Annotated in this window: 15 protein-coding genes; 10 read left to right on the top strand and 5 right to left on the bottom strand. The window is 69.7% G+C overall.

Going from position 1 to position 17,020, the window contains the following annotated elements:
• Positions 1–165: 165 nt before the first annotated feature.
• Positions 166–840: a hypothetical protein gene (locus J3A75_RS18785; protein ID WP_127991022.1), complete on the bottom strand. Its 675-nt coding sequence runs from the start codon at positions 838–840 to the stop codon at positions 166–168.
• A 323-nt stretch (positions 841–1,163) separates the two neighbouring features.
• Positions 1,164–1,397 (bottom strand): integrase arm-type DNA-binding domain-containing protein, encoded by a 234-nt coding sequence (locus tag J3A75_RS18780; RefSeq protein ID WP_070999576.1) that lies wholly within the window; start codon positions 1,395–1,397, stop codon positions 1,164–1,166.
• 570 nt (positions 1,398–1,967) lie between these two features.
• Between J3A75_RS18780 and J3A75_RS18775 the strand changes: the two genes are divergently transcribed.
• Complete coding sequence (locus J3A75_RS18775) at positions 1,968–2,240, top strand: hypothetical protein (RefSeq protein ID WP_012319463.1); 273 nt, start codon at positions 1,968–1,970, stop codon at positions 2,238–2,240.
• Positions 2,241–2,482: 242 nt separating this feature from the next.
• Here the strand turns inward: J3A75_RS18775 and J3A75_RS18770 are convergent, their stop codons facing one another.
• Entirely contained in the window at positions 2,483–2,776 is a 294-nt protein-coding gene (locus tag J3A75_RS18770; protein ID WP_012319462.1) for a hypothetical protein, read from the bottom strand.
• A gap of 584 nt (positions 2,777–3,360) precedes the next feature.
• Positions 3,361–3,873, bottom strand: a complete 513-nt coding sequence (locus J3A75_RS18765; protein ID WP_012319461.1) for a CYTH domain-containing protein — start codon at positions 3,871–3,873, stop codon at positions 3,361–3,363.
• A gap of 640 nt (positions 3,874–4,513) precedes the next feature.
• Between J3A75_RS18765 and J3A75_RS18760 the strand changes: the two genes are divergently transcribed.
• From J3A75_RS18760 to J3A75_RS18745, 4 genes are all read left to right on the top strand, one after another.
• The gene (locus J3A75_RS18760) at positions 4,514–5,830 is read left to right on the top strand and encodes a glycine betaine/L-proline ABC transporter ATP-binding protein (RefSeq protein WP_070999574.1); all 1,317 of its coding nucleotides are present in this window, start codon (positions 4,514–4,516) and stop codon (positions 5,828–5,830) included.
• The gene (locus J3A75_RS18755) at positions 5,746–6,597 is read left to right on the top strand and encodes an ABC transporter permease (protein ID WP_059410067.1); all 852 of its coding nucleotides are present in this window, start codon (positions 5,746–5,748) and stop codon (positions 6,595–6,597) included. Before J3A75_RS18760 ends, J3A75_RS18755 begins: the two co-directional genes overlap by 85 nt.
• A 122-nt stretch (positions 6,598–6,719) precedes the next feature.
• Entirely contained in the window at positions 6,720–7,556 is an 837-nt protein-coding gene (locus J3A75_RS18750; RefSeq protein WP_058607008.1) for a glycine betaine ABC transporter substrate-binding protein, read from the top strand.
• Positions 7,557–7,685: 129 nt separating this feature from the next.
• On the top strand, positions 7,686–8,978 hold the full coding sequence (locus tag J3A75_RS18745; protein ID WP_058607009.1) for a hypothetical protein: 1,293 nt from the start codon (positions 7,686–7,688) through the stop codon (positions 8,976–8,978).
• Between the two features lie 238 nt (positions 8,979–9,216).
• Here J3A75_RS18745 and J3A75_RS18740 read toward each other — a convergent pair whose 3' ends face one another.
• A complete protein-coding gene (locus J3A75_RS18740; protein WP_209650676.1) occupies positions 9,217–10,251 on the bottom strand; it encodes a GlxA family transcriptional regulator in 1,035 nt (344 codons plus the stop codon).
• 206 nt (positions 10,252–10,457) lie between these two features.
• Here J3A75_RS18740 and J3A75_RS18735 point away from each other — a divergent pair, with 206 nt between their 5' ends.
• Genes J3A75_RS18735 through J3A75_RS18715 form a run of 5 tightly spaced genes read left to right on the top strand, consistent with a single transcriptional unit; the run spans position 10,458 to position 16,964 of the window.
• Positions 10,458–11,711 carry a sarcosine oxidase subunit beta family protein gene (locus J3A75_RS18735; protein WP_012319455.1) on the top strand — a complete coding sequence of 418 codons (1,254 nt, stop codon included), beginning with the start codon at positions 10,458–10,460 and terminating at the stop codon, positions 11,709–11,711.
• A gap of 34 nt (positions 11,712–11,745) precedes the next feature.
• Entirely contained in the window at positions 11,746–12,042 is a 297-nt protein-coding gene (locus J3A75_RS18730) for a sarcosine oxidase subunit delta (RefSeq protein WP_012319454.1), read from the top strand.
• Complete coding sequence (locus J3A75_RS18725) at positions 12,042–15,029, top strand: sarcosine oxidase subunit alpha family protein (protein WP_209650675.1); 2,988 nt, start codon at positions 12,042–12,044, stop codon at positions 15,027–15,029. Before J3A75_RS18730 ends, J3A75_RS18725 begins: the two co-directional genes overlap by 1 nt.
• On the top strand, positions 15,022–15,615 hold the full coding sequence (locus tag J3A75_RS18720; RefSeq protein ID WP_070999571.1) for a sarcosine oxidase subunit gamma: 594 nt from the start codon (positions 15,022–15,024) through the stop codon (positions 15,613–15,615). Before J3A75_RS18725 ends, J3A75_RS18720 begins: the two co-directional genes overlap by 8 nt.
• Entirely contained in the window at positions 15,612–16,964 is a 1,353-nt protein-coding gene (locus tag J3A75_RS18715; protein WP_070999570.1) for an L-serine ammonia-lyase, read from the top strand. Before J3A75_RS18720 ends, J3A75_RS18715 begins: the two co-directional genes overlap by 4 nt.
• The last annotated feature ends 56 nt before the right edge of the window (positions 16,965–17,020 follow it).

Raw genomic sequence — 17,020 nt, 5'->3', positions numbered from 1 at the left:
CTTGTAGTAAACCGACCCTCATGGCGCATCGCCTCGCTCCACTTGGCCGAACAGCCTGAAACGATGAAGGGCGCATCGGCGGAGGCCAATGCGCCCGAGGGGACCGGCGAGGACGTTGCGGGCTTCGCTGCCCGCTCGGCGCGCCTTGTCGGCGGCTTGGCGATCTCAGGCGGCCTCGGCGACCTGCGCCAGCACCGGCGGGATCGCCAGATCGAAGCGGGCGAAGATCTCGTCCCAATCCGAGTCGTTCCCGGCCCAGGTGTTGGCCGTCCTGTCCAGCGGGATGAGATGCACGCGCGGATCGGCCGCTGCGTCCGCTTCGAGCTGCGTGAACTGCGGCAGGTAGACGAAGGCCATCTCGAACGGCAGCGCCGGAAAGCGGCTCGCCAGATAGGTGCAGAGGTCGTTGATCTCGGAGATCTTCATGACCTCAGGGTCATTCATGTAGGGCCATGCTCGCGCCTCCCCGTGGTGACCGAGAAAGCGGACAAAAAGCGTTGGCGTCGGCTCGCTCAACATGGATACCATCTTGTTGAACTTGTGTGCGAGCTTGCTCTTTCCTGTCTCTAATGCTTCTTGAGTGATATAGGGGATGACGTTCGCGTCACGCGGGAACTCGTGGTGATAAGAAACGCCGTAATTTTGGCAAATAATCTCAAATTTATTCACGGCGACATCGCTGCACAGGTGCTTGCCCTGCGTTTCGAAGATAGAGCGAACGGCGGAGAAAGGCGTAACCAGCCAGTCGAATAGACTTTTAGGCTGACCCGGGAAGCATCGGTTGATCTGGTGCGTGACTTGGCAGAGCGCACCCAGGCTTACAATCCGCTCGAAGCGCATAGAACATCGTTCCGATTGTGCATTTCGATACGCACAGGTTTTCCACTAACCGAGGGAATGCTCGGCCATTGCCCACGGAACAGCGCCGAAAACGCCGCGGCCACGAGCGAATGTTCAGTTTTGTACCTAGCGGTTGACGCGGATTCAGCGTTGCAACTTAAAGATTCAATCGCAAGGCCGTGAACGGGAAAACCCCGCGTGGCAGCGGCCAGCGGGGCTCATCGGTTGTGAGGTGTTGTGCCGAAGACACGTTGTAGTTGGGTTGTGCACAACCTGACGGGTTCATTGGGCACGAAAAACCGCCGCGGCCGGAGCCGGGCGGTTCAGGTGGTCTCGCAGATGTCCAGATTTCCGAGGGCCACCAAGGCGCGGTCCTTCGCGGGTTGCTTCTCGGCGTGCGGGTCCTCGCCCAGCTTCGCCCGCGCCAATCGTTCGCTCGCCGCCCGCCGGGCATCGGTAGCCGCGAGCAGTCCGACGCGACCGAGGGTCTCCCGCTTGGTCAGACCGATGGCATTGCGGTATTGGACGATCCACTGTCGCGAGCCGCCTGCGCTCACTCGCAGACCGAAGCCGGGAGATCGTCGTCGAACACGACGAGGCGATCCTCTCCGGCCGGGAACTGCGCGGCGGCGGCGGTCTGATTGGTGAGGCGCATTCCGGTAAGCACCCGGTAAGCACCCGGTAAGTAGGCGGAGCGATTTCAGCGGTGCTCGACGTTCGACGATCAGAGGGTACATCGAATTTCGAGAGCGCGATCAAGCTGTCGACGGCGCCGGTAAGCACGACATGCGTGTCCTGGTGCCCGGAGCCTAGTCCTCTTGATCAGCGGGTCCTAGGTTCGAACCCTAGTGCGCCCACCAAGCCTTCCAGGCACGTTGCCGAGCCTCGCGGCATCAAACCCCTCGGGTCTTCTACGCAGCCGGCACGTCGGACAGCGGCGTCGCGCGAAACGCGATCTCGACTTGTCGGCGCCGTCCCGGTTAGCTGCCGGGGTGTGGATCGTCGGGGCAGGAGGGCGCCATGACGGGACTTCGGCTGCGCGTGCCCGTCGCTGGGTGTGGTCCCCGCGTCGATCGCGCGGGCGCGGCACCCCGGCCCTCTCGCGGGCACAGCGGTGGGGAAGCGGAATGACGTCCACGGCTCTCGCCGTCATGATGGCCGGCGTGCTGGGTGCCTTCTGCACGATCGTCTTCGCGGTCGACTGGGTGCCCGGCTCCGTCGTCGGATTGCCGAACCTGCCGAGCCGGCGCGTGATCGGCCTGTGGCTCTACAACGGCGCTCTGTGCCTCGCCCTGGCCGCCTGGCTGGTCTGCACGTACTTCTGCACCGTCGACGGCTACGACGACATCCCCGCGGTGCGCGACAGCTACTGCAAGCCGCGCGCGACGATCGGCGCGTGATCGCTCCTGCTCCGGATGCGGCGGGGTGCCGGGCGCCGTAGCGGCGCGGCTCTCGGCGAGTCCCGCCGGGGTCATGGCCCCTTCCGGTGTCCCAAGTCGGAAGGAGGCGCCCGCGGCCGAGACAGCCGCGCCTCGAGCCCGCCCCCGGACCGAAGTCGGGGCTCGGGCTCGGGCTCGGGCTCGACTCGGACTCGGACTCGGACTCGGCGAGCGTCCCCGTCTCAGCCCGATCGGGAACAGCTCTAGCTCAGCTTGTCGTCGGGCTCGGTGGGCTCCACGCTCGGGCCCAGCGCGCCGCCCGCGGCCGCCTCGGTCCGGCCGTGCTGGTCCCGGCTCGGGACCCCACCAGGCTGCGGGCTGCGCCTGTCATGCGGGTGCATCGCGCGACGGTCGGCGCGGGCCATCTCCTTGTGGGTCGGGATGTACCGCCAGGGCGCCGGCGCAGTCCCCAGGCGAAGCACTGAAGGGGACCGTGTCAGAAACACCGCGAGCAGCACCCACGGAATGACGAACACGGCGAAGGCGGTGAGGCCCATGACGATTCCTCGGAGATTTCAACAGTAACAGTTGAAACTCCGACCGCTCAGTACTGATCCCATTAGCGCCGCACCAATCGATACTGCACCGCAACGCGGCCTTCGAGCTTCGCCACGCAGAACACCGCCGTATCGGCTCGGGAGAACGACGGATCTGCGCGGTGCGGCGCGGGACGCGTGCCAGCCGCGGCGGCGCGCATCCGCCGGTTCGGCGTGCCCCGTGCGGGCTGCGGACCAGATTCGTCGGGCCACCGGCCGAGCCGCATCGCCGACGATCGCGAGTTCCTCACGCAGATGCGGCGCCGTGCGGCTGGCCGCAGCCGCGGCGGCGATCTCGGGCCGGCCCGCGACCACGACGGCGCCGCCCGGGTCGCCGCCGGCTCGCCGAGGACGTTGAGTGTTTGACCGCGCTGCCCGCGCGGCGAAGCGTCGGCGCATCGCCGCCGGACTCGGTCGAGTCACGGATCTCGTCCGCGCGCGGCGGCGGACGGCGATCCCCACCTGGTCGAGGCGTTGGGCTCACGGAGTCAGGTCAAGTACGGCCAGGGTCACCCGCGCGGCGCGACCGGACGCCTGCCCGCCCGCTACGCGGCGACCGGCAGCCGCAAGACGTCGTCCATCGTGATCGGCCGGCCGGCCTCGCAGCAGAGATGCAGCAGGGTCGACTGGCGGAACCGCAGGTCGCCGGTCACCTCCTCGCCGAGCCAGGCGGGCTTGGCGAAGGACTGATCGGCCCGCGCAAGCTCGACTTCGGCCAGGACCATCCCGGCCAGCGAGCCCTGGAAGACGTCGACCTCCCAGGTCAGCCCGTCGTGCGGCACGCAGTACCGGATCTTCTCGATCACGTTGCCGGTGCACACCTGATCGACCATGGCGGCGCCGTCGGCATGCGGGATCTCGTACTCGAACTCGGCGCGGGCGATGCCGTCGCGGGCGCCCTTGACCGTGAGCCAGGCCCGCTCACCGTCGAGGCGCACGCGGACCTTCCCCCGCGCGAAATGACCGACCAAGCCGTCCTTCAGCGGCCGAATGGATGTGGCCGCCGCGCGCCAGCCATCGCCTGCCACGAGGAACTTTCGCTCGATCTCTAACCGCATCCAAGCGCCCATTGCTTCGGCCGGACGCCTCGTAGCCCATCGCGGCCGCCGAGTCAGGCGCCCGGCGATCTCCGGTGCGGACGCGCGGGAGCGGGTCCGATACCGGCACCGCGCGCGGGCGGACACCCGACCGATGCGGCGGCGTCACCCACGAGGGCGCCCGGTCGGCGACGGCCCGCTCGGATCGCCGGGACGGTGGGCGTCAGACCTCGACGACCGGTGCGCGCCGGATACGGCGTGCCAGCGTCGCAGCGCGCATCGGCGGCGTCTCTGATCGCCGCGGGTCCGACGACGCCGCGACCGGGCGCGGACCGCGCCGCCTTCGCGACCGAGTCGATGCCCGCCGGACCGCGCACGTGAAGAGACCGCGCCGCGGGCGGTGGGCCTGCGAAGGAACGCGGCTGTTCCTGCACAATAAGTTCTCAGGTCTGTCTAAATCGGTGCCAATGCTGCAGTGCATTGTGAATTCATGACGGTAAAATTCCGGACGTGTCGTCTTCGAGCCAGAAAGCGTCGCAGGAAGGCAAGCCCGTGAGAGGCCCGCCGGTAGCTTTTCATTGTCATTGATAAAAGGCTCGTCCAGCCCAGGGCAACAAGCGCCGACAGAGAAAATGCAATAGATCGTAGAGGTCGTAACCACATGGGTCGTATTACCTTAGCGGGAGTGAGCAAGATCTTCGGCGCCAATCATGCCGAGGCCATCGCGCTGATCTCCGAAGGGAAACGGAAGGCCGACATTGCCCGGACATGTGGCGCGGTCGTCGGACTCTGCGACATCTCTTTCGACGTGGTCGAGGGCGAGATCCTGGTCCTCATGGGACTGTCCGGGTCGGGGAAATCGACCCTGCTGCGCTGCATGAACCGGCTCGTGGAACCGACCTGCGGACGCATCCTGGTCGACGACGTCGACGTCACGCGCCTCGGCCGGAAGGATCTGCTGGCGTTCCGGCAGAAGACCTTCGGTATGGTCTTCCAGCACTTCGCCCTGCTGCCGAACCGCACCATCCTGTCGAACGTCGCGTTCGGTCTGGAGATCAAGAGACGCCCCCTCCAGCAGCGCAACGACCGCGCGATGGAGGCCATCGCCCTCGTCGGCCTGAAGGGCTGGGAGCACAAGTATCCGCACGAGCTCTCCGGCGGGATGCAGCAGCGGGCAGGCCTCGCCCGCGCCCTCGCGGCCGATGCCGACATCCTGCTGATGGACGAGGCCTTCAGCGCCCTCGACCCGCTGATCCGCCGCGACATGCAGGCCGAGCTGAAGGACCTCCAGCGCACGCTCAGGAAGACGATCGTCTTCGTCTCCCACGACCTCGACGAGGCCGTCGCGCTCGGCGGGCGCATCGTCCTGATGAAGGACGGCGAGGTGGTGCAGATCGGCCAGCCCGAGGAGATCGTGGCGCGGCCCGCGACGGACTACGTCGAGCGCTTCGTGGAGCATATCGACCTGTCCGCGGTCATGCGGACCGAGCACGTGGCGAACCGGGCCGCCGTCGTCCTGGCGCCGACGCTCACCGTGGCCGAGGCGCGCGCGACGGTCGCGGCGGATGACGCCGAGTCGTGGTGCGTGGCCGATCCGGAGGGCCGCTTCGTCGGCCGCGTCCGGCGCGACAGGCTCGCCGCCGCCCGTGCCGGCGAGACCGTGTCGGGCCTCCTCGATCGCGATCCGGTCACCGTGCCGGCGGGAACCTGTCTCGACGCGGTGATGAGCCGGGTCGCCGACGAAGGCGCCGTGGCGGTCGTCGCCGAGGACGGGCGCCTGATCGGCACGCTCACGAGCCGGGACATCGTCCGCGCCCTGGCGGCGCGCCCGGGCACGCACGGTCGGCCGACCCTCAGCGCCGCCCCCCTTCAAAAGCCCACAGGAGCGGAAGGATGGACTGGAACGTCCCGAAATTTCCCCTCGACACGCTCAGCGACGACGGGCTCGATTGGCTCACCGACCATGGCGCTTGGCTGACCCGCGCCGTCAGCCGCTCGGTCTCGAACGGGATCGACACGCTGACGGCGGCCCTCATCTCGGTGCCGCCCTGGGCGGTCATCGCGGTGGCGGCCCTGGCGACCTACAAGGTCGGGGGGCGCAAGGTCGGGCTCCTGACGCTCGCCGGCCTGCTGTTCCTGTGGGATCTCCGGCTCTGGCAGTCCACGGTCGAGACCCTGGTCCTCGTGAGCCTCGCGACCGTGATGGCGCTCCTGATCGGGATCCCGCTGGGCATCTGGTTCGCCCTCAGCCGGTGGGCCTGGAAGGTGTTCTCGCCGGTGCTGGACATGATGCAGACGCTGCCGAGCTTCGTCTATCTCATCCCGGCGCTGCCCTTCTTCGGCCTCGGCGCGGTCTCGGCCTGCTTCGCGACCATCATCTTCTCCGTGCCGCCCGTGATCCGTCTCACGACGCTCGGCATCCGCAACGTGCCGACGGAACTGATCGAGGCGTCCGACGCCTTCGGCGGTTCGGCGACGCAGAAGCTGCTCAAGGTGCAGTTGCCGCTCGCGCTGCCGACCATCATGGCCGGCGTCAACCAGACGATGATGCTCGCCCTGTCCATGGTCGTCATCGCCGCGATGATCGGGGCCGGAGGCCTCGGGCGCGAGGTGTGGCAGTCGATCCAGCGCCTCGAGGCGGGCGCCGGCTTCGAGGCCGGGCTCGGCATCGTGATCCTCGCCGTCATCCTCGACCGCTTCACCCAGGCCCTCGCCGCGCGCGCCCGCCCGCACGGCTCGGCCTGACGGACGCCGCGCCGCCGCCGAAGCCGCCGCCGCCCCGGCTGCTCGCGGCGCCCGGTACCGCCGGGCGCCACCCTGTCGCGCGCCGATTCTCGAAGCCCCGTCCCGCCCTGAAAGGTCCAGTGATGCGCGTTCGAACCCTCAGCGTTCTCCTCTGCTTCGCGCTCACCCTGAGCCCCGCCGAAGCTGCCGGCAAGCAGGTCCGGCTCGCCTACGTGGAATGGGCCGACGCCGTCGCCGCGACGACGATCCTCAAGCAGGTGCTGGAGGAGAAGGGCTACACGGTGAAGACTGTCCCGCTCGCGGCCGCCGCGATGTGGCAGGCGGTGGCCACGGGCGACGCCGATGCCAGCGTCGCCGCGTGGCTCCCGGTGACCCAGGCCGCCTACTACGACAAGCTCAAGGACCGCCTGGAACTGCTCGGACCGAACGTGACCGGGGCGAAGATCGGCTGGGTGGTCCCCGCCTTCTCGCCGCTCACTTCCATCGAGGATCTCAAGACCCGGGCCGCCGAGGTGGACGGCAAGGTGATCGGCATCGACCCGGGAGCCGGGGTGATGAAGAGCTCGGAGGCCGCGATCAAAGCCTATGGCCTGCCGGTTCGGCTCGTGGACGGCAGTGACGCCACGATGACCAGCGCCCTCAAGAACGCGATCCGGCAGAAGAAGGACGTCGTCGTCACCGGCTGGACGCCGCACTGGATGTTCGCCCGCTACGAGCTGAAATACCTCACCGACCCCAAGAAGGTCTTCGGCGAGGACGAGAGCGTCAACACCATCGTCCGCAAGGGCCTCAAGGACGACCTCCCCGAGGTCTACGCCATCCTCAGGAAGTTCAAGCTCGGCATCAAGGACGAGGAAGCCATGATGGCGCAGAACGAGGAGCGCGGCGCCAAGCCGGACGAGACCGCCGCGAAGTGGATCGCCGGGCATCGGGCCACCGTCGACAGCTGGCTGAAGTAAATCCCAGCCTGAAACCGATAAAAAATAACGAAAAACGCCCGCCACGGGATCTACGACGACCTAAAATCCGGGGGCACGACGATGATGAAAGGATTCAGCGCAATCCTGGCTGCCTGTACGGCTGCCACGATGCTGTGCGGTACGGCGCCCCGCGCTCGGGGGCAGAACGGGCAGGCACAGAGCGGGCAGCCGCAGGGCGCACAGGAGATCGACGCTGAGCCGACGCGGCTCAACCGGGAGCAGCCGGTGGCGGTGCCCGATCCGACACCGGTCCTGGCCGCGAGCCCGTCCGAGAAGTTCACCTTCGGCGGGGCGATCCGCGCCCGCTACGACTGGCGGTTCGACGACGTCGACCGGGCCGGGGCGCCGAAGGCCTCGGAACATCTCGACTTCGACACCCTGGCTCTGAAGGCGGCCTACGATTCCGGGACGATCTTCGGCGCCGCCCAGTACCGTTTCTACGGCGGCAGCTCGATCTACGGACCGCGCAACGGCTACCGCGGCTTTCCGGGCGAAGTCAGCTTCCCGCTCTACGCCTATCTCGGCTACAAATTCACCAGGGAAGACAGCGTCACGGCGGGCATGAATCAAGTGCCGTTCGGCCTCGTGCCGTATTTCGGCGCCAGCTTCATCGAGACCCTCGGTTTCACGATGGGACTCGAGGAGGTCTACAACCTCGGCGTGAAATACGCGCATGTCGAGCCGGAATTCAACTATCAGCTCGCCTATTATCCGGGCGCCAATCCCAACGCGGTCGGCGCCAGCGTCGACAGCGCCCGCTACTCGACCAACATCGTCAAGGCCGACAGCTACGTGCTGGGCGGCAGCCGCAACGCCGAAGAGAACATGATCATCGGTCGCGCCGAGTACTTTCTCGTCAAGAACGACGTCACCTCGTTCGCGATCGGCGGCTCGCTCTGGCACTCCGACGTCTACAATTTCGACACGCGGTCGACCGGATCGAAGCAACTCGAAGGCGTGCACGTGCTCGGCACCTCCGGGCCCTGGGGCTTCAAGGCGATCTACGTCCGCCAGGACATCAACCCGAAGAACCCGACCCGCAACGACCAGATCACCGTCGGCGGCTTCGACTTCTCGTACAATATGGCGACGCACGGCAACTTCGTCTCGGCCGAGGTGACCTACAAGATCGCGGACCCGATCGGCCCGTTCACGGCGGTCCCGTACTTCGGCTACAGCGCCTATTACAAGGACAAGGCGAGCTTCAGGACGAGCGAGCGCTTCATCCTCGGCAGCGCCTGGACGCTGACCGCCGACCCCAACCTCGTGATCTACACGGAGGGGGTGTTCGGTCGGAACGACCCCTACGTCGGCGCCGGCCAGTTCAACAGCGGCCTCGCCATGGGCGGCGACAACCGCTGGAAGTCCCGCTTCATCATGAGCATCGGCTACTATTTCTGACCGAACTGGGCGCGCCCGTTCCGGGCGCGTCCGCCCCTGCCGGCGACAGCAGGAACGAGCCTTCGATCGCCTGGCTCCTCGGGAACCAGGACAAGGTCACACGCAGGCTGCGGCACGGTCCTCGACGGAACGACCTGACGCCGCACAGTCTCCGCGGACAGGATATACCGCATCGCCGCCCCGAGACGCGTACGAGGCGCGTACGAGGCGCAGTGACTGCCGGACGCGCCTGCCTGGCTCAGGCCCCCGCCTTCGCGAGCACGACCTGCGCCGCGCCCGGCCCGCGCCCGACCGCGCCGCCGACGAGCTTGCGCTCCGCGCTCGGCGGGCGCCCGAAATGGTCGACATAGGCCTTCGAGAAGTGCGATGCCGAGGCGAAGCCGCACTCGATGGCGATGCTGAGCAGCGGCATCGCCGTCTGGCGGATCAGGTGACGGGCGTGCTCGAGGCGGATGCGCAGGTAGTGCTTCGCGGGCGAGCGACCGAGATACTTCAGGAACAGCCGCTCGAGCTGGCGCTTCGACAGGCGCACCGAATCCGCCAGCTCCTGGCTGCCGAGGGGCTCGGCGAAGGTCTCCTCCATCAGCCCGACCACGTGCAGGAGCTTGGGGTGCGCCACGCCGAGGCGCATGCGCAGGTCCATCCGCTGCCGCTCGCCGGCCTCGCGGATGCGGTGATGGATCAGCTGCTCGGCGACGTTCGAGGCCAGGTCCGGCCCGTGCTCGCGCACGATCAGCGAGAGCATCATGTCGGCCGCCGCCGTGCCGCCCGCGCAGGTGAAGCGGTTGCGGTCGATCTCGAACAGGTCCGAGCCGATCTCCAGGGCATCGTGCTCCGAGGCGAGGCTCGCGAGATTCTCCCAGTGGATCGTCGCGCGGTACCCGTCGAGGAGACCGGCCTTCGCCAGCACGTAGGTCCCGGTGCAGACGGCCCCGATCGCCGCGCCGCGGGTGCTGCTGCGGCGCAGGCTCGCGTTCAGCGCCCGGTGGTCGTGCCGGTGGATGTCGATGCCGCCGCAGACGATGAGCATGTCGAGGCTCTGCGCCTCACCGAACGCGCCGGACACCTTGACCTCGACGCCGTTCGAGGCGGTGCAACCGTCCCCGCGCTCCGACCAGAGAGAGTAGCGGTAGAGCTCCCGGCCCGCGGCCCGGTTGGCGAGGCGCAGGGGCTCGATGGCCGACGAGAAGGCGATCATCGAGAACTGGGCGACGAGCATGAAGCCGACCGATGTCGTCTCCGACGCCCGACATGCCGCGCTGATCTGGTTCATCGACGTCCCCCGGGGACAGATTAGCCGAGAACCATTCAAAGGTAAGTCCGTGCCGACCACAACCGGCTGAGGCGCGAAACACCCTCTGAATCCCGGTGCGGACGAGCGGCCGGGCTCGGCGTCGCAAATCGCAAACTCGCGGTCGCCGTCGAGAAAGCCGGCCCCGGTCGTCGCGCCGATGATCGATCATCCAAGGGGGCTCACCGATGCGCCGCTTCTCCCTCACATCGCTGCTCTCGGAATCGCTCCGGGGCCACCAGGGCTGGGGCCGTCAGTGGCGGGATCCGCAGCCGAAAGCGGCCTACGACGTCGTCATCGTCGGCGGCGGCGGCCACGGCCTGGCGACGGCCTACTACCTCGCGGCCGTCCACGGGATCACCAACGTCGCCGTGCTGGAGAAGGGCTGGATCGGTGGCGGCAATACCGGCCGCAACACCACGATCATCCGCTCCAACTACCTCTACGACGAGAGCGCGGCCCTCTACGAGCACGCCCTCAAGCTCTGGGAGGGCTTGGCGCAGGAACTGAACTACAACGTGATGTTCTCGCAGCGCGGCGTGCTGATGCTCGCGCACAACATCCACGACGTTCAGAGCTTCAAGCGGCACGTCTACGCCAACCGGCTCAACGGCATCGACAACGCGTGGCTGTCCAAGGAAGCGTGCAAGGACTTCTGCCCGCCCCTGGAGATCGGCGGCCACCTCCGCTACCCGGTGCTCGGCGGCGCCCTGCAGCGCCGGGCCGGCACCGCCCGGCACGACGCGGTCGCCTGGGGCTACGCCCGCGGCGCCGACGCCCGCGGCGTCGACATCATCCAGAACTGCGAGGTGAAGGGCATCCGCCGGGACGCCTCGGGGGCGGCGATCGGTGTCGAGACGACCCGCGGCTTCATCGGCGCCGGCCGGATCGGCGTCGTCGCCGCCGGCCACACCTCGACGGTCATGGCGATGGCCGACGTGCGGATGCCCCTGGAGAGCTACCCGCTCCAGGCCCTGGTCTCGGAGCCGGTCAAGCCGGTCTTCCCCTGCGTGGTGATGTCGAACGCGGTCCACGCGTACATCTCGCAGTCCGACAAGGGCGAGCTCGTCATCGGGGCCGGGACGGACCAGTACACCTCCTACAGTCAGCAGGGCGGGCTCCACATCACCACCCACACCCTCGACGCCATCTGCGAGCTCTTCCCGCAATTCACCCGGATGCGGATGCTGCGCTCCTGGGGCGGCATCGTCGACGTCACGCCCGACCGCTCGCCGATCATCGGGAAGACGCCGGTGCGGAACCTGTTCGTCAATTGCGGGTGGGGCACGGGCGGCTTCAAGGCCACGCCGGGCTCGGGCCACGTCTTCGCCCACACCCTCGCGACCGGCGCGCCCCACGCGATCAACGCGCCCTTCACCCTCGACCGCTTCCGCACCGGGCGGCTCATCGACGAGGCCGCCGCCGCGGCCGTCGCGCACTGACCGGCGACCACCCGTCCCAGCGAGGAGACGCCCGATGCTGCTGATCGCCTGTCCGTATTGCGGGAACCGACCCGAGACCGAGTTCCGCTGCGGCGGCCAGGCGCATGTCGCCCGGCCGGCCGATCCCGCCGCCCTCGACGACGCGGCCTGGGCCGAGCACCTGTTCGTGCGGGCGAACCCGCGCGGCATCCACGCCGAGCGGTGGAACCACGCCCACGGCTGCGGGCGCTGGTTCAACGCCCTGCGCGACACCGTGAGCGACCGCTTCCTCGAGACCTACCCCGCGGGCGCAGCGCCCTCCCGTTCCACCGACACCGAGGCGAGAGCGTGATGGCACAGCCGTACAGACTGGCCCGGGGCGGCCGCATCGACCGCGCGCGGCCGGTCCGATTCAGCTTCAACGGGCGCACGGTCGAGGGCTACCAGGGCGACACCGTCGCCTCGGCCCTGCTCGCCAGCGGCATCCACCTCGTCGGACGCTCGTTCAAGTACCACCGGCCCCGCGGCATCCTGAGCCACGGCCCCGACGAGCCCAGCGCCCTGCTGTCGGTGGATCGCGGCCCCGGCCGGGTCGACCCGAACAACCGCGCCTCGGTGGTCGAGCTGCGCGAGGGCCTCGGGACCCGGTCGCAGAACCACTGGCCGTCCCTGCGCTACGATGTCGGCGCGGTGAACGACCTGCTCTCGCCGGTCTTCGTCGCCGGGTTCTACTACAAGACCTTCATGTGGCCCCGGAAGTTCTGGGACCGGGTCTACGAGCCGTTCATCCGTGCCGCCGCCGGTCTCGGCAGGGCCCCGGCCGAGGCCGACCCGGACCGCTACGCCAACCGCCACGCCCATTGCGACGTCCTGATCGTCGGTGCCGGGCCGGCCGGCCTCGCGGCCGCCACGGCGGCGGCGAGGACCGGCAAGCGGGTGCTCCTCGCCGACGAGGGCGCGGAGCCCGGCGGCAGCCTCCTGCACGACGTGACCTCCGAGATCGACGGCCGCCCGGCCGCGGAGTGGCTGAAGGCCGCCCTCGCCGACCTCGACGGGCGGGAGAACGTCATCCTGCTGCCGCGCACGACGGCGTTCGGCTACTACAACCACAACCACGTCGCGCTGGCCGAGCGGGTCACCGACCACCTGCCCGCCGGGTCCGCGACGGCGCCGCGCGAGCGGCTCTGGCAGGTCCGCGCCGGCGAGGTCGTGCTCGCCGGCGGCTCGCACGAGCGGCCGCTGGTCTTCGCCGACAACGACCGGCCGGGCATCCTGCTCGCCGAGAGCGTGCGGGTCTTCATCAACCGCTACGGCGTCCTGCCGGGACGGCGCATCGTCTTCGCGACCAGCGGCGCCTCGGCCTACGTCGCGGCCCTCGACGCCAAGCGGGCGGGGGCCGACGTGACCGTGGTCGACCTGCGCCTCGAGGCCGATTGCGGGCCCGACCCGGCACGCCTGCGGGCGGCCGGGATCACCGTCCTGACCGGCCACACGGTGGTCGGGTCCAGGGGCCGGGCGCGCGTCACGGGACTGCTCGTGGCGCCGATCGGGAGCGACGGGCGGGTCGGCGCCCGCCGCCGCCTCGCCTGCGACTGCGTGGGCATGTCGGGCGGCTGGACGCCCGCCGTCCACCTGTTCTCGCAGTCCCGCGGCAAGCTCGCCTACGATCCCGCCCGCGACGCCTTCCTGCCCGCGACCTCGGCCCAGGCCGAGCGCTCGGCCGGGGCGGCCAGGGGCACCTACGACCTCGCGGCCTGCCTCGCCGAGGGCGACGCGGCGGGCGCGGCGGCGGCCGGCGCGACGGAGCGGCGCGCCTTCACGGCGACGCCGACGCCGACCGGTTTCCAGCCGGTGCGGATCATGCCGACCGACGCCGACCCCACGAAGCTTCGCGCCTTCGTGGACTTCCAGAACGACGTCACCGCGAAGGACATCAAGCTCGCGGTGCGCGAAGGCTTCCATTCGATCGAGCACGTGAAGCGGTACACCACGACCGGCATGGCGACCGATCAGGGCAAGACGTCGAACATGAACGCCCTGGGCATCGTCGCCGGGCAGCTCGACAAGGCGCTCCCAGGGGTCGGGACCACGACCTTCCGGCCGCCCTACACCCCGGTCACCTTCGGGACCCTCGTCGGCCCGGCGCGCCACGCCCTGTTCGACCCGATCCGCACCACGCCGATCCACGGCTGGGCGGAGGCCCACGGCGCCCTGTTCGAGAACGTCGCCCTGTGGCGGCGCGCCTGGTACTTCCCGCAGCCGGGCGAGGACCTGCACGCGGCGGTCGCCCGCGAGTGCAGGGCCGTGCGCGAGGGCGTCGGCCTCTTCGACGCCTCGACGCTCGGCAAGATCGAGATCGTCGGCCCGGACGCGGCCGAGTTCATGAACCGCCTCTACATCAACCCCTGGGCGAAGCTCGAGCCGGGCCGCTGCCGCTACGGCCTGATGCTCAAGGAGGACGGGTACATCCTCGACGACGGCGTCGTGGCGCGCGTGTCGCCGGAGTGCTTCCACGTCACGACCACCACGGGCGGCGCCGCCAGGGTGCTGGCCCACATGGAGGATTACCTCCAGACCGAGTGGCCGGACCTGCAGGTGTTCCTGACCTCGACCACGGAGCAGTGGGCGGTGATCGCCCTCCAGGGCCCGAAGGCGCGGGAGGTGATCGCGCCGCTCGTCGAGGGCATCGACCTGTCGCCGGAGGCGTTCCCGCACATGGCGATGCGCTCCGGCACGATCTGCGGCGTGCCGACCCGCCTGTTCCGGGTCTCGTTCACCGGCGAGCTCGGGTTCGAGATCAACGTCCCGTCGGACCACGCGCTGGCGGTCTGGGAGGCGCTCATGGACGCGGGGCGGCCCCACGGGATCACTCCCTACGGGACCGAGACGATGCACGTGCTCCGGGCCGAGAAGGGCTACATCATCGTCGGCCAGGAGACGGACGGAACGGTCACCCCGGACGATGTCGGCCTGTCCGGCATGATCGCCAAGGCGAAGAGGGACTTCGTCGGCAAGCGCTCACTCGCCCGGCCCGACGTGGTCGCCTCCGGCCGCAAGCAGCTCGTCGGGCTCCTCACCGACGACCCGAGATGTGTCCTCGACGAGGGCGCCCAGATCGTCGCCGACCCGAACCAGCCGATCCCGATGCGGATGCTCGGCCACGTCACGTCGAGCTACTGGAGCGCGAATTGCGAGCGCTCCATCGCGCTGGCCCTCGTGGCGGGCGGGCGCGACCTACTCGGCCGGACCCTCCACGTCACGACCCCGGACGGCTTCACCACCGCCACCGTGGCCGAGCCGGTGTTCTTCGATCCCAAGGGGGAGCGCATCCATGCTTGAGGCCCGCTACCGCACCGCCCGGGCGCACCCGCTCGGCCGCGCCGACGCTCCGGCGCCGGTCGGCGCCGGTCTCCTGATCCGGCCGGCCGCGGCCGAGGCGCGCTTCGCCCTGCGCCTGCGCGGTCCCCTCGGATCGGCGGCCGGCCTCCCCCTCGACCGCCCGATCAACACCCTGTCGGTCGACGCGACCCGCTGGATCGCCCGCCTCGGTCCCGACGAGTGGCTGATCGGCGCGCCCGAACCCGATGCCGACATCCTGGCCGCCGCCGTGACCGCCGAACTCGCCGGCCGGGCGCACGCCCTCGTGGACGTGTCGCACCGCAATGTCGGGATCGACGTCTGCGGGGTCGCGGCCGCGATCGCCCTCAATGCCGGCTGCCCCCTCGACCTCGGAGACGCCGCCTTCCCGGCGGGCAGCGCCACCCGCACGCTCCTCGGCAAGGCCGAGATCGTGCTGATCCGTCGCCCCGGCCCGGTCCCGACATACCGGGTTGAGTGCTGGCGGTCCTTCGCGACCTACGTGTATGGCTTGCTGCAGGAGGCCGCCTTCGGGGCCGGCCCGCTGGAGAGAGCCGCCGCGCGATGATCAGCGCCTTCGATCTGTTCAAGATCGGCATCGGCCCGTCGAGTTCCCACACGATCGGACCCATGGTGGCCGCGCGCCGCTTCCGCGACCGCGTCGCCGGCCGGCCCGGGCTCGCGCGGGTGAGCGCGGAGATCTTCGGCTCCCTCGCCTGGACCGGGCGCGGCCACGGCACCGACGTGGCGATCTTCCTCGGCCTGCTCGGCCACGAGCCCGCGACCGTCGACCCGGACGCCGTGGCGGGCTACACGCGGTCCCTCGCCGAGACCGGCGCCATCGGCCTGCCGGGCGTCGCCTTCGACACGACGAAGGACCTGCTGTTCAACTTCACCGAGGTCCTGCCCGGCCACACCAACGGCATGCGCTTCCGCGCCCACGACGCCGGCGGCGCCGTGCTGGACGAGGTGGTCTGCTACTCGGTCGGCGGCGGCTTCGTCGAGGAGGAGGACGCGGCGGAGACCGCCGGGCTCGACGCCGTCGCGGTGCCCCACCCGTTCGAGAGCGGCGCCGACCTGCTGCGGATCTGCGCCGAGACCGGCCTGACCATCCCGCAGGTCCAGATGGCCAACGAGCGCGCCCTGCGCACCGAGGCCGAGATCGAGGCCGGGCTCGACGCCGTCCGCGACGCCATGCTGGCCTGCATCGCCCGAGGCCTGCGCATGGACGGCGAGCTGCCCGGCGGCCTCAAGGTCCGGCGGCGCGCGAAGCGCCTGCACGAGACACTCGACGCGAACCGCCTGACGAACAGCCGGCCGGCCCACGAGATCATGGACTGGATCAGCCTGTTCGCCCTGGCGGTGAACGAGGAGAACGCGTCCGGCGGCCGGATCGTCACAGCGCCGACCAACGGCGCGGCCGGGATCGTGCCGGCGGTGCTGCGCTACATCGTCGACTTCTGCCCCGGCTGGACCGAGACCCGCGGCCGGGACTACCTCCTGGCCGCCGCCGCGATCGGCGGTCTGATCAAGCGCCGGGCCTCGATCTCGGGCGCCGAGGTCGGCTGCCAGGGCGAGGTCGGCTCCGCGGCCGCCATGGCGGCCGCCGGGCTCGCGTCCGTCCTCGGGGGCGACGCGCGGCAGGTCGCCAACGCCGCCGAGATCGCCATGGAGCACCATCTGGGCATGACCTGCGACCCAATCGGCGGGCTCGTCCAGATCCCCTGCATCGAGCGCAACGCCTTCGGCGCCAACAAGGCGGTGGCGGCCGCCTCCCTCGCCCTCCACGGCGACGGGGTGCACTTCGTGAGCCTCGACCAGGTCATCGAGACGATGCGCCAGACCGGGCACGACATGCAGGCCAAGTACAAGGAAACCTCCCTGGGCGGCCTCGCGGTCAACGTCGCCGCCTGCTGAGCGCGACCTCCCGCGCCGGCCGCGCGCCCTGGAGCGCGGGGCCGCCGATCCCGCCA

This window comes from Methylobacterium sp. PvP105 (assembly GCF_017876975.1).
GTDB lineage: Bacteria > Pseudomonadota > Alphaproteobacteria > Rhizobiales > Beijerinckiaceae > Methylobacterium > Methylobacterium radiotolerans.
This window is presented reverse-complemented; position numbering and strand designations above follow the sequence as displayed.

Excerpts from the sequence above, each read along its gene's own strand:
- J3A75_RS18785 (WP_127991022.1), bottom strand. The coding sequence starts at position 840 with ATGCGCTTCGAGCGGATTGTAAGCCTGGGTGCGCTCTGCCAAGTCACG.
- J3A75_RS18720 (WP_070999571.1), top strand. The coding sequence starts at position 15,022 with ATGCTTGAGGCCCGCTACCGCACCGCCCGGGCGCACCCGCTCGGCCGC.
- J3A75_RS18740 (WP_209650676.1), bottom strand. The coding sequence starts at position 10,251 with ATGAACCAGATCAGCGCGGCATGTCGGGCGTCGGAGACGACATCGGTC.
- J3A75_RS18765 (WP_012319461.1), bottom strand. The coding sequence starts at position 3,873 with ATGCGGTTAGAGATCGAGCGAAAGTTCCTCGTGGCAGGCGATGGCTGG.
- J3A75_RS18735 (WP_012319455.1), top strand. The coding sequence starts at position 10,458 with ATGCGCCGCTTCTCCCTCACATCGCTGCTCTCGGAATCGCTCCGGGGC.
- J3A75_RS18775 (WP_012319463.1), top strand. The coding sequence starts at position 1,968 with ATGACGTCCACGGCTCTCGCCGTCATGATGGCCGGCGTGCTGGGTGCC.
- J3A75_RS18745 (WP_058607009.1), top strand. The coding sequence starts at position 7,686 with ATGCTGTGCGGTACGGCGCCCCGCGCTCGGGGGCAGAACGGGCAGGCA.
- J3A75_RS18760 (WP_070999574.1), top strand. The coding sequence starts at position 4,514 with ATGGGTCGTATTACCTTAGCGGGAGTGAGCAAGATCTTCGGCGCCAAT.
- J3A75_RS18770 (WP_012319462.1), bottom strand. The coding sequence starts at position 2,776 with ATGGGCCTCACCGCCTTCGCCGTGTTCGTCATTCCGTGGGTGCTGCTC.
- J3A75_RS18725 (WP_209650675.1), top strand. The coding sequence starts at position 12,042 with ATGGCACAGCCGTACAGACTGGCCCGGGGCGGCCGCATCGACCGCGCG.
- J3A75_RS18730 (WP_012319454.1), top strand. The coding sequence starts at position 11,746 with ATGCTGCTGATCGCCTGTCCGTATTGCGGGAACCGACCCGAGACCGAG.
- J3A75_RS18755 (WP_059410067.1), top strand. The coding sequence starts at position 5,746 with ATGGACTGGAACGTCCCGAAATTTCCCCTCGACACGCTCAGCGACGAC.
- J3A75_RS18750 (WP_058607008.1), top strand. The coding sequence starts at position 6,720 with ATGCGCGTTCGAACCCTCAGCGTTCTCCTCTGCTTCGCGCTCACCCTG.
- J3A75_RS18715 (WP_070999570.1), top strand. The coding sequence starts at position 15,612 with ATGATCAGCGCCTTCGATCTGTTCAAGATCGGCATCGGCCCGTCGAGT.